Origin of the sequence: Acanthopleuribacter pedis (genome assembly GCF_017377855.1) — a bacterium.
Taxonomy (GTDB): domain Bacteria; phylum Acidobacteriota; class Holophagae; order Acanthopleuribacterales; family Acanthopleuribacteraceae; genus Acanthopleuribacter; species Acanthopleuribacter pedis.
The window spans coordinates 70,613-82,584 of sequence record NZ_JAFREP010000042.1; the positions used below are offsets into that span (position 1 = coordinate 70,613).

The window sequence follows — 11,972 nt, forward strand, 5'->3', positions numbered from 1 at the left end:
AAATTTTCAGCATAGAATTCTTTCAATCTAGGAGGTTCATTAATGATTCATCAAATAACATTCAGATTTATTAATATGGCTTTTACCCTCTTTATAATGACCACCTCCGCATGGTCCCAAACTTATTACTACCTCATCGAAGAAGCCGAAACCGGGCGCGTGGTGCAACGTGGCGAAACCGACGCTCGCGGGATTCCCGCCGGGAACCTGATTTTGGCACCGCAAACCCGGTACCGCGAGTGGCTGCTCGACGGTGCGACCCTCTTTGTCGGTGTCCTTGCCTTTGAAACACCGGAACCCGGCCGCGGCTTCACCATCCCCGCCGTAACCCTGCGCCGCCCCGCCACCTTTGACAGCGACGGCGACGGCCTTCACGACGAGGCCGAATTCATCCTGGGCAGCAACGGCGCCCTGGCCGACACCGACAACGACGGCCTCGACGACGGCTTCGAATTCGAACAGGGCTCTGACCTCCTCGACGGCCTGATCGCCCGGACCGGCATCATCGCCGCCGTGCCCACCGCCGACATCGCCCGGGACCTGTGCGCCTTTAACAACCGCGTCGCCGTCGCCGAGAGCGCGGCAGGCATCTCACTCTACAACGTATTTAACGGCATGGCCCCACTCCTCATCGGTCGCATCGATACGCCCGGCAGCGCCGAACACCTCCACGGCGCGGGCAACCGCCTCGCCGTCGCCGACGGTTCCGGCGGGCTGGTCGTCATCGACGTCGCCGATCCCCCCAACCTCGCCGTCCGCTTCCAGGTAAGCACGGTCCAGTTGGGCGCACGGGTCAACGCGGTTCAGATCGGTCCCGAACACATCTACGCGGGTCTGGCCGACGGCCGCGTGCTTGGGTTCGACCCCGACGACGGCAGCTTGCGCGAAACCCTCACCACCGGTGACACCCGCATCGACGCCATGGCACAAAGCGGCGGTTTGCTTTTCGTCCTCACCAACAGCGATCTGCGCCTCTACGATCCCGGCCGCGACCACACCGAATTGGGCAACCTCGCCATCACCGGTTCAGCCGTCCCGCAAGCACCCGGTCGCACGCTGGGCGTCGGCCGCGATTTGGCGCTCGTCGGCACCTTCACCGGTTTCAAAACCATCGATATCCGTCAACCCACAAACCCGCAACTGATCGGCGAACCAAGCGGTACCCAGGCCGCCGCCCACGCCTTTGGGCTGACTGGATCGGACACCCTGCTGGTGGTTACCAGCTTCGGCGGCACCACCACGCTGGCCTTGTCGCTCTACGACCTCAGCCAACCCAGCGATGTCACCAACCTCATCACATCGTTCACCACGCCTGGCCAAGTTCGAGGCTTAAGCGTCTACAATGGTTTGGCTTACTTGGCAGATGGGACGGGCGGCCTGCGCGTCGTCAATTTCCTCGGCAGCGATACCCTCTCCCAACCTCCCGCGATCAGCCTTAACCTCACCGGCCGCGCCGATAACCGCGTTGAAGGCGGTCGCCCCTTCCTGGTCACTGCCGAGGTGAACGACGATATTCAAGTACGCGAGGTCGTGTTCAGCCTAGACGGAACCGAGGTTCCAAGCGACGGCAGCTTCCCTTTCGAGCAGCGCTTCCTCGCACCCGCCCAACACGGGGCCACCCTCACCGTGCGTGCCCGCGCCTTTGATACCGGCGGCAACAACCGCCGCTCGGAACCACTCACGCTTTCAGTGGTGGACGACGCCACCGCACCCACGCGCTTGTCGGTCAGTCCGGCACCCAATCGCATTTTGGCCGAGGATTTCATCGACCAAGTCGGCATCACCTTCGACGAACCACTTGAACCCAGCAGCCTTACCCCCGGCGTCCTGTTACTCCGCGAAGCAGGTCCCGACGAAACTTTCGACACCGCGGACGATCACCGCTTCCCCGAGGGCGTGGTCCAGGTGGTCGGTGCGACGGTCACCTTGTCCTTCCCCACGTCCCTGCCCGCGGGTCGGTACCGCGCCGACCTGGCCGCAACCCTGACCGACGCGGCGAACAATCCGGTTGACGCCTTTCAGTGGCTCTTCGAATTGGTGACCCGCATCGAAATCGGCACGGTGGTCGACGGCGCCATTCAAACCCCCGGCGAATTGGATCGTTTCGCCTTTGTGGCCGCCCCCGGTCAACGGGTATTCTTTGATCGCCAAATCAGCGGCAACCTGGGAACGGTGGATTGGGCCTGCCTCACGCCTTCCGGCGAAACCCTCTTCCGCCAATCCCTCGGCAGCGCCGATCCTGGTTCATATTCTTTATTAGAACCAGGCATTTATCTCATCACACTGGGTGAGCCGGGCACCAACAATACCGACAGCTACCGCTTCCAACTGTGGGACGTTTCTGAGCCGGACCGGTTCGCCATTACCATCGGCGATACCGTGTCGGACGGCATACCGGGTCCGGGCGCGGGCCGCATTGAAACACCGGGCTCCCTTGACCAATACCGATTCCAAGCCACCGCCGGACAACAGATCTTTTTGGATGTGCAACGCAACGGTCAACTCAGCAGCGTGGATTGGCAACTGGAAAATCCGGCAGGCGTCGCTTTATTTTCAAACTGTCTCGGCTGTGGCGATCCCGGCACCTTTCGCTTGGCTGAAACCGGGGAATATACCATTCAGGTCGGCGGAGACCGCGAGGACGATGTGGGCGACTACCGCTTTCGATTAACCGAGGTACCGCCCGCCAACCTGTTCGACATTAACCTCGGCGATACAGTTTCCGACGGGTCGCCCGGCCCAGGCGCCGGCAACATTGAAACGCCGGGCGCCTTCGACGGCTACCGTTTTTCCGTCGCGGCCGGAACACGGGTCTTTTTCGATGTGCAGCGCTCAAATGACATAAGCAATATTGATTGGCGTCTGGAAGATGAAACCGGCGCGAACCTGTTTGAGACATGCTTCGGCTGCGGCGATCCAGGCACCCACCTATTGGAACGCGGGGGCACTTATACGCTTTGGGTCGGAGAAGCAAACAATGATCGAACCGGGGTGTACCAGTTCCGAATCACCGAGGTCCCGCCCGCGCAACATTTCCAAATCGCCGTCGGTGATAGCGTCTCCGAGGGGGTTCCCGCCGCGGGCGCCGGCCTCATCGAAACCCCGGGTGCGTTTGACCTGTACCGCTTTGAAGGAAGCGCCGGCCAAACCGTCTTTTTCGACGTACAAGATGACCGTGAATTGGGGATTTTGGATTGGCGCTTGTACGCACCGGACGACCGTTTGGTTTTTAACGAATGCTTTGGTTGCGGCGATCCCGGTAATTTCACGCTAAGCCAAACGGGAACCTACCAACTTGAGGTCGGCGAACATACCAACGACCAGACGGGCGCCTATCGCTTTCGAGTGACAGAGGTCCCCGCGCCGCAACGTTTTACCCTTAACATCGGCGATACGGTTTCAGACGGCACGCCCGCCGCCGGGGCGGGCAACATCGAGACGCCAGGGGCCTTTGACATCTACCAATTCGCGGGCACCGCCGGCCAAAATGTCTTTTTCGACGTACAGGACAGCACCCAGATTCGCATCCTGGAATGGCGCCTGTTTGCCCCGGACGACAGCTTGCTCTTTAGCGAATGTTTCGCCTGTGGCGATCCCGGTTCAATCAACCTGCCGGCAACGGGGACCTACCAAATCGTTGTCGGTGAAGATGACGACGACACCACCGGAACCTACCGCTTTGCCGTGACCGAGGTACCGGCGGCTCAGGAGTTTGACATCGCCCTGGGAGACCGCATTGGGCCGGATGATCCGATGATTGGTGCCGGACGCATCGAGGTACCTGGCGCCATGGATGTGTACATCTTCACCGCGGCGGCGGGCCAAACCGTTTCTTTTGATTCACTTACCCAAGACGGTGTGCGCACACTCGACTGGCGTTGCATGGATGAAGGGGGCACGGTTGTTTTCGACACCTGCCTGGCCTGTAGCGACCCCGGCTCGCGGTTGCTAAGCCGCGGTGGAACCTACACCATCATCGTTGGTGAAACGGATAACGACGCGGTTGGGACCTATTCGTTTTCTTTAAGCGCGGCTGCCGGTACGCCTTAACTTAATCTAGTTCGCGGATCTGTTGGCGCAAGGTGTCGTAATCCGGGTTTGAAGAAAGCAATTCATACCAATAGTCGGCCTTGGGTGAGCGCGTTAGGGGTTTGTAGCAGGCAACCGCGGGCTCCCACAATCCCAGGCGCGCATAATAGCCGGCCATGCTAAACCGGGCCTCTTCCAGTTGTGGGTCCAAACGCAAGGCCTCGCCGGCCTCGGTCAGGGCGTGTTTCAGACGGCCCATGCGGGCAAAAATCACACCACGCATGTGGTAAAAAACCGCCTGTTGCGGATCGAGGGCAATCGCCTCGTCAATGTCTTTGTGCGCTTCTTTGAAGCGGCGCATCTCCTCGTTAATCACGGAGCGACAATAGAAGACACGCGCCTGTTTCGGGGAAATTTCCAGTGCCTGATCAACATCCGCCAAAGCTTCCTCGTGTTTGCCCAGTCGCAGAAGCAGTTCGGCGCGGTTACAGTAATAAAGAGGCTCCAGGTGATCCATTTCGATAGCTTTGCCATAATCGTAAAGGGCGTCCTGCCAGCGTTTGCGGTGTTCATAAGCCACGGCGCGGTTGTTGTAAATGGTGGAAGCACGTGGATCCCGGGCCAAGGCTTGGCCGTAACAGTCCAGCGCGTCTTCCCAGCAATCTAATTTTTCAAAGACCAAAGCGCGGTTAAAAAAGTACATGGTTTCATGACGATCCAGCGAGCAAGCCTGACTAAAATCATCGAGCGCATTAAAGTATTCGCCAAGCTGTTTGTAGGCGATGCCGCGCACATTCCAGGCGCGGCTGCATTGGGGATCCAGTTCGATGGCCGCGGTGCAATCGGCAATTGCTTCCCGCCAACGACCTAAATCTTCCAAGGTGTTGCCGCGATTGAGCAAATACAGCGGTTCATCCGAGGCCAAACCAATGGCCCGCTCGTAATCGTCAAGCGCCCGCTCCGGTTCACCCAAGGCTTTGTAGGCGACGCCGCGCGCGTTCCAGGTGTCCGCATCTTTTGGGTTCATCGACAAGGCGACATCAAAGTCGGTGATCGCCTCGCGGTGCCTGCCCAACTTCTGTAAAACTTTTCCACGATTGGATAAATACAAAGATTCGTGGGGCTTGAACAGATGCGCACTGTTGAAATCTTTGAGTGCCTCTTCAAATCGAGCCTGTTTGAGCAGACATACGCCTCGCAGGTTGTAAGCCTGCGCGAATTGACTGTCGAGGGAAACCGCACGGCCACACGCGGCCAAGGCCTCGGTGCTCCGGCCCTGCATCTCCAGCAGGCTGGCGGCATAAAAATGAATGAGCGCGTTGTCGGGATTCAAGCGTTCGGCCTTTTGGATCTGATCCAACGCGCGTGCCGGCCGACCGGCTTCCAAAAAGTTCATGCCCGATTCAAGGTAACAATCGGCGAGCAAATCGCTGTACAGGGTTTGTTCCGGTGGACTCAGCGCCAAGGCGCGATCACAAGCGGCCAAGGCAGATTGGAGTCTGCGCGAATCCGCGAGGTGGAGTGCTTGCTCCCAGTATTGATGCCACGAGGGCTGTCGGGTAAACGTTGCGGTGTCCTCTGCCATGGCTATGCTCCTTTGGTTGCACGCAACCCCACCACCATCAATATGGTTCCTTTGTTAGCTTGAAAACATCGATCTTTGTCACGATTTCGCGTCTTTGTGCCTCATGAAGCGACAAATACTCACTTGCAATTGACAGACCAAGTCGTCTCGACAACAAAGAAAAACAGGTGTGATCGTCAATGAATTCGTCCCGACAGCCGATTTAGATGACGATTTTTTGGACCAAAGGATGAAGAACGTACATGTAATTAACTGAGAAAGAGCCTGTTAGCGTTGCTCATCTTTCCAGATAAATTCTGGTAAAACATAAATCATTGCAATTCTGCCGCTTACCCACGCCCAACGCGGAAGGAACAGCAAGAACGGATACAAGCATGGTTTGGATAGGTTACCAATTGCGGACAGATTCGGATTTGATGAACGGCCGGTTAAAAAAGTTGCGGGTGCGGAAGCCGAGGCAGGTGTGCCCGAAGGAAGACGCTCGGGGTTTTGCCTGTTCTGTTATTGGGACATATCGGTCAATGTGAACCAACGCTTTATTTCCGCCGCGTTGAAACACCATTCGCCGAGCAGGCGGTAATAACTGTGGAACAGGTTCAGCGGATCCGGCAGACACCACCCAAAAGGCTGGTGCCGTTTCATCGCTGCAAAGTCGGGTGCGCGGGTGGCCAAAATCCAGTGTGCGCTAATGCGTCGCGCAACAAGCGGCGGACAAGACAAGCCCGCGTAGGCCAAGGGCAAACCGGCCGCCTCGAAGCGCCGCACAAGCAGGGCCAAGCGCTCTTTTTTGGGATCAACGATCAGGTTGAGCCAGACATCGACCTCGGCCCGGCGACATTTTTCAAGCCGCGATGCGGTAAGTACATCGGGCACCTCGGCTTCACCACAAAACACATCTGTGATCAAAAACGCATAGGGGTCGAGGTTATGACCGTCCAGCCAGGCGCCTCCTTCATCAATCTCAATGGTGAGCCGGCCGCTGTCCTCAAACCAGCGCAGCAGCGGGAACCAGCGCCGAACCTGGGCGACCACCTCGGGTGATACTTCCACCACGGTGATTTTGAGTTTGGGTTGGGCGGCCAGAAGCGCGAGTAAACCGGTGCCGGACCCCAAACCGAGCGCCAAGCCGGTGACATTGGCATGTTGCAGCGCGAGCGCGGTCCAAGCCGTCGAGAAAAAGCTATCCGGCACCGGTCCCGGCTCAAGCGCAAGCGGTTGCGCCTCGCTATCGTTGTTGCCGGTCCAGACGGAGGCCTCGGGCAGGCTGGCCAAATAAAGCGCGGCCGAGGGCGAAAAAAGCGCGCCGCCCTGGTTTTGCTGATCGATGAGCACGCGGCGGCCCAGGTCGTCCTCCACCACTTCCACGGTGCCGATTGGGCCGACGGAGCGGTCCTTGACTTTCATGGTTTCGCCGACCAGCTTGTGCATGTCGTCAACCAGTTGCTGATCGCCGTTGCGTTCGGCAATGCTGATGATCCGGGCAAGGTTCAGCACGGCCCGACCGGCATCCCCGATTTCGGCCATAAGAAAAGCTTGGTTGTAAAGCGACTCAATGGAATCAGGGGCAAGCGAAAGCGAAACCTGATAGGCGACGATCCCCTCCTGCAAACGGCCCATCTCACCGTAAAGCCAGGCGAGGTTGTACCAAGCGCGCGGGTGATCGGATAGGATGGATACCGCCGCTTCGGCGCGGGCCAGCGCCTCGGCGCTTTTTTTTGCAAAAACCAGTGCCATGATGTGGGCTACCGATTCATCCAGCTCAACGGGATCGAGGTTGCCGCGGGCCAAGGCGTCGGCAAGGGCGGCCTCACTGGTTTTTAGGGCCGGGGCACGGCGGCGTTCCACATCGTTGGCGATCACAAACAGGCGGTTTTGAAAGCCGCAAACACAGGTTTTGACCACCTCGTAAAACAAGAGCTGTCGGTGCTTTTTGAGGGGCCCCCAATCAAGCGAACCGGTAAAGCCGCTGTTACCGCAAACCAAGCAGGCCGATGCGGCCAGGGTCGCATCACAGGCGGCCTGGTCTTTGCCGCGCAACGCATTTCGCAGTGACAAGCCGTTGTTCATGGTTCCTTCCTTGGGGATGGATTTACCCTCGGTTTAACCTAAGAAGCACGATAACTCGCGGTGACTTTCTCTAAAAACCTGGACTTAAACGGCTTACAAAAATGCTCAGGGCCAGTGGCTGCGGACGTACGCGGCCCCGGATCGCTTTTTCCAAACCATTTCGCTCCAGATCTTTAGCCAAAACCCCTCGCTTCAGCGCCGCTTAGGTTTATGCCTCGCGCAGTAACTTGACCAACTTCATCGGTGACGGCGGACTGCCGGTCATCAGGATGCCGAGCCGGAACACCTTGGCCATAAGTCGCAGGGAAAGGTACATGGTCCCACCGAGAATCGCCAGACTAATGATTGCCTCGCCCAAACCCAAGGTACCGACGCCGATGCGAAACGCGGCCATGACCGGACTACAAAAAGGGAACATGGTGCAAAAGGTCTCGATCCAAGTCCCGGGCTCCCGCGCCACAAAAGGAATGGCGTAGAGCGGGATGATAAACAGCAGGATCAAGTACCCGGTCCACTGGCCCGCTTCTTGGGCATTGCTCACCAGCGAACCCAAACCGAGAATGATGATGGCAATCAGCAGGTAACCGAACAAGAAGTAAATAAAAAACAGAACCAGCTCGTAAAGGCTCATGTCGAGCCCGTGGAACAGCATAAACATCGGCAGCATACCCAGCATGGACCAAACCCCAAACTGGGTGAGGGCGACTGCCCCCAGACCGATGACCTTGCCGCCCATCAGGTCTTCAGCCGACATGGAGGACAAGAGGACCTCCAAAACACGGTTCTGTTTTTCTTCCACCAAACCCATCAGCAGGCGGTTGGTCGAGACCAGGACGAGCATTAACATGGCGGAGGCAAAAAATATCCCCAGCCCCATATCCATCACCGTCGCTTCTTGGGCCGATTCTTCGCCCTCGGCCGTGCCATCCGCGGTGGCGGACGCGCCCCCGGTTTCGGCTGAAGCATCCGCCTGACCCTGTTCTTCCGATTCGGGTTCAGCCACGGCTTGCGCGGCAACAAAGCCGGTTTCCATGGATTTAAGCGGTTCGATTAGGGCGTCGACAGGTGCGTCTTCAAAACGCGCTTGGATAAGGTTGCGGCTCAGTTGGTTTTCGATGGGATCGAGCGGGATCGAAAAGGTCTTCTCCTCGTTGAGATAGGTCAACCGGGAGTGGAAATTCTCGCGAAAGGCCGGATCCACAAAGAGGACGGCGCGTATTTCCAAATCACGCAACGCCTGTTCGCCCGCTTCCACGCTGGGGTAGCTTTGATACGCGTAACGGGCTTCCAACTCGTTGCTCAGCCGCATGATCTCTTCAAACGGGGTTCGGAATTGTGCGGGCAGATTCATCTCTTCCAAAACGAACTTGGCCACCCGTTCGCGTTTGGGGTCGCCCGATGATTGTTCGTCGGCTTCAAAGGCGGACAAATCAAGGAACTGCCCGGGATCCACGACACCGACCACCTTGGGTACCCGTTGTTCGGTGTTCATCTCACGTAACTCATGGCCCACGAAGTAAATGAAGGATATAAAAAAGACGATGCCGACCATCAGCAGGATCACGGGCAAACCAAAAGTCACCATCCAGAACGACCAATGCCGAAGCTGCCCAAAGTATTCGCGTTTCGCCACCAGCACGATCTTAGCGGGTTTCATGGCGACTCACTTCTTGGATAAAGATGTCGGAGAGCGGCACGCGGTAGGGTTGCAGCGAATGGGTATCCACCCCGCTCCAGACCAACCAATGCAGCAAGGCTTGGACGGTAATATCCTCGGCCAATTCAATGCGGCTCACCTTGCCCTCGCGGCCGATCAAACGGTAAAGCGGGGAAGGCGGAATTTCATCCGAGGTTTCCAACATGAGCACATTGCCGGAAAATTGTTCGATCACCGCGCCCATTTCACCGGACAGAATCAAGGTCCCTTTGTTGAACAGCAAGATATCGTGGCAAAAGGTTTCGGCCTGATTCATTTGGTGGGTCGACAGGACAATGCTGACGCCCTCGGCGCAAAGTTCGGTGATGAGGTCGGATACCATTTTGATGTTGACCGGATCGAGCCCGGAAAAGGGTTCGTCCAAAATGAGCAGCGGTGGTTTGGCGACCATGGCCGCGATGACCTGAATCTTTTGTTGGTTGCCCTTGGATAACTTTTCGATTTTCTGATTAGCCACGTCCTGCATGTGAAGCCGCTCGAGAAAAAAGTCAGTGTGTTCTACGCTCTTTTGCTTGGACAAACCCTTGAGCCGCGCAAAGTACAAAAGCGTCTCGCGCACCTTGGCTTTGGTGTACAAACCCCGCACCTCGGGCAAGTAACCAATTTGGTTCTTGCGGTCGTGGTCGGTCAGGTCCGGGGCCAGGGTAACCCGCCCCTGATCCGGCGTATAAATGTCCATAATCATGCGGATCAGGGTGGTTTTTCCGGCGCCGTTGGGTCCGAGAAACCCGCAGATGCGCCCTTTCTTGATTTCAAAACTTACGTTATTAACGGCCTTTAAGGAGCCGAACGACTTCGAGACACCGTCCACCGATAAAATCAAAAGCGACTCTCCAAGCAAATCATCAAACACGGACCATTCATGAAGTAACACCATTATTGTCCGATGGTTGCGTCAAGTGCAAGCAGGAAGCCGGATCCGAGGATAACAAAGCCGGTTTTGATTCGTTTTAGGCGCCTTCCTCGGGCGTGTCCGATGTTTCATCGGGCGTTGTGTCGGACGCGGTTTCCCGCTTCGCTTTGACCATGTGGTAACGGCGCCGTCCGTCGATAAACTTCAAGCCCTCGTCGTAACTGCGCGGCAGGACCGCCGGAACCGGTCGCGGTTGCCCCGCGGCGTCGGCGGCCACGAAGGTGAAATAACTAATATTGGTAATTTCGCGGGTGCCGTTGCGGGGATTAATCACCTCGGCTTTCACCTCAATGATGTAGCTGGTTTTACCGGTGAAGGTCACCATGCCGTCGAAGGAAACAATCGAACCGATCTCAACCGGTTTGAGAAAATCAAACTGGTCAACGGCCAAAAACAAGGGGCGGCGTCGGGAAAAAATATGGGCGATGCTCCAGGCGGTTTCAAAGGAAAGCCGCATGATGTAACCACCAAACACCTTGTTGTGGATGTTACGGTTCTGGGGATGCATCAAAATGGTGGCCTGGCGATGGGTATCCTTCATCAGCACGCCTTTTTGGCTTTGCTGTTCGGTCTCGCGCAGCAAGCTGTGCAACAAGGCGCTTTCCTCGGCCGAGGGCGGTTTGTTGAGGTAATGACTTTTGGCCTGAGAACGCCGTTCCCCCTGGCGAACGCGGCCTTCGTCCCAGCTGCGCATTTCTTGCTCGCCTTCCACCCGCAACGGCGGCACCGGAAAGGCGCCCTCCTCGCGGCGTGCGACCATGATAAAGAAGGCATTGGCGACCGCTTCCCAGCCGCGCTGGGTTTTCGATTCCATTTGCAGGCCGACTTCCATGGAACTGCGACCCACATAGTTGACCTGGCCGAGGATGCGCAAATCGCGATCACTTTGCAGCGGGCACAGAAGTTCAATGCGATCACAGGCCGCGGTCACGATGGTGAGATCCTTGTCGAATCCGTCGGTGTGGTCATAGGCCACCACGCCGGCGGCCGAATCCATTTCTTCTAATAAAATGCCAAAGCGCAAATCCCCGAAAAAATTGATAAACCGTTCGCGTAGGGCGGGATCGCTGCTGAACAGAAACCGTTTCTCGAAGCGAGAGTCGCCGGGCCGTTTGGCCGCTACCTCATTCATACCTTCTCCTAACCGGGCGCATCGCAGGTTGCGTGGGTGCACCGCCGTGCATCGCGTTACCGAGGGTTATCGACGCGAGGCGACATAGACCTGAGTTCGGAAGCAATCCTTTTGCGGCGGATCAAACACCCGCGCCCGAGAACCGCCAACCTCTGACAACCTACCCCGTTCCAGGTGGAACTGAACAGGGGTGTCGAACTTATTTATCAAAACATTTACCGCGGCGCCCCGCCCCTGAAATTTCAAAAAAAGCGACGGGGACAAAGGATAACCACTTGGCGAAAAGGTTGCAAACCAACCCGCTTGCGATCATGTTGTAGGATGGACAGGAACCCAATCGGAGAGGACCCCAAGATGGATCATCAGACAACCCCCCTGAAAAAAACGTCGCCCCCCTACCCTCAATGCCGTTAAGTTAAGAACCAAAACGATAGGAAAATGGGCTAGCGGTTTGATTTGTAGCCAGGCGCGAAAATTTGAATCTTCACGATATATCTGCCTGATGCTCGCCTCTTCGCCGTTCGGCCGG

At 57.2% G+C, this 11,972-nt stretch carries 7 protein-coding genes; 1 reads left to right on the forward strand and 6 read right to left on the reverse strand.

Features of this window, described 5'->3' with window-relative positions; translation table 11 throughout:
* Positions 1-42 precede the first annotated feature (42 nt).
* A complete protein-coding gene (locus J3U88_RS30165; protein WP_207862745.1) occupies positions 43-4,050 on the forward strand; it encodes an Ig-like domain-containing protein in 4,008 nt (1,335 codons plus the stop codon).
* Position 4,051: 1 nt separating this feature from the next.
* Here the strand turns inward: J3U88_RS30165 and J3U88_RS30170 are convergent, their stop codons facing one another.
* The 6 genes from J3U88_RS30170 to J3U88_RS30195 form a co-directional block, all read right to left on the reverse strand.
* Positions 4,052-5,614: a tetratricopeptide repeat protein gene (locus tag J3U88_RS30170; RefSeq protein ID WP_207862746.1), complete on the reverse strand. Its 1,563-nt coding sequence runs from the start codon at positions 5,612-5,614 to the stop codon at positions 4,052-4,054.
* A 501-nt stretch (positions 5,615-6,115) separates the two neighbouring features.
* Entirely contained in the window at positions 6,116-7,681 is a 1,566-nt protein-coding gene (locus tag J3U88_RS30175; RefSeq protein ID WP_207862747.1) for a protein arginine N-methyltransferase, read from the reverse strand.
* Positions 7,682-7,889: 208 nt separating this feature from the next.
* Positions 7,890-9,338, reverse strand: coding sequence for an ABC transporter permease (locus tag J3U88_RS30180; protein WP_207862748.1), 1,449 nt, complete (start codon positions 9,336-9,338; stop codon positions 7,890-7,892).
* Positions 9,325-10,221, reverse strand: coding sequence for an ABC transporter ATP-binding protein (locus J3U88_RS30185; protein WP_207862749.1), 897 nt, complete (start codon positions 10,219-10,221; stop codon positions 9,325-9,327). Before J3U88_RS30185 ends, J3U88_RS30180 begins: the two co-directional genes overlap by 14 nt.
* A 127-nt stretch (positions 10,222-10,348) precedes the next feature.
* Positions 10,349-11,443 (reverse strand): hotdog domain-containing protein, encoded by a 1,095-nt coding sequence (locus J3U88_RS30190; protein WP_207862750.1) that lies wholly within the window; start codon positions 11,441-11,443, stop codon positions 10,349-10,351.
* 309 nt (positions 11,444-11,752) lie between these two features.
* Positions 11,753-11,972 (reverse strand): hypothetical protein (locus J3U88_RS30195; protein WP_207862751.1); only part of this gene is annotated, 220 nt, incomplete at its 5' end.

Bases quoted from the DNA above. Each gene is read 5' to 3' on its own strand.
- J3U88_RS30165 (WP_207862745.1), top strand. From the start codon at position 43: ATGATTCATCAAATAACATTCAGATTTATTAATATGGCTTTTACCCTC.
- J3U88_RS30170 (WP_207862746.1), bottom strand. From the start codon at position 5,614: ATGGCAGAGGACACCGCAACGTTTACCCGACAGCCCTCGTGGCATCAA.
- J3U88_RS30175 (WP_207862747.1), bottom strand. From the start codon at position 7,681: ATGAACAACGGCTTGTCACTGCGAAATGCGTTGCGCGGCAAAGACCAG.
- J3U88_RS30180 (WP_207862748.1), bottom strand. From the start codon at position 9,338: ATGAAACCCGCTAAGATCGTGCTGGTGGCGAAACGCGAATACTTTGGG.
- J3U88_RS30190 (WP_207862750.1), bottom strand. From the start codon at position 11,443: ATGAATGAGGTAGCGGCCAAACGGCCCGGCGACTCTCGCTTCGAGAAA.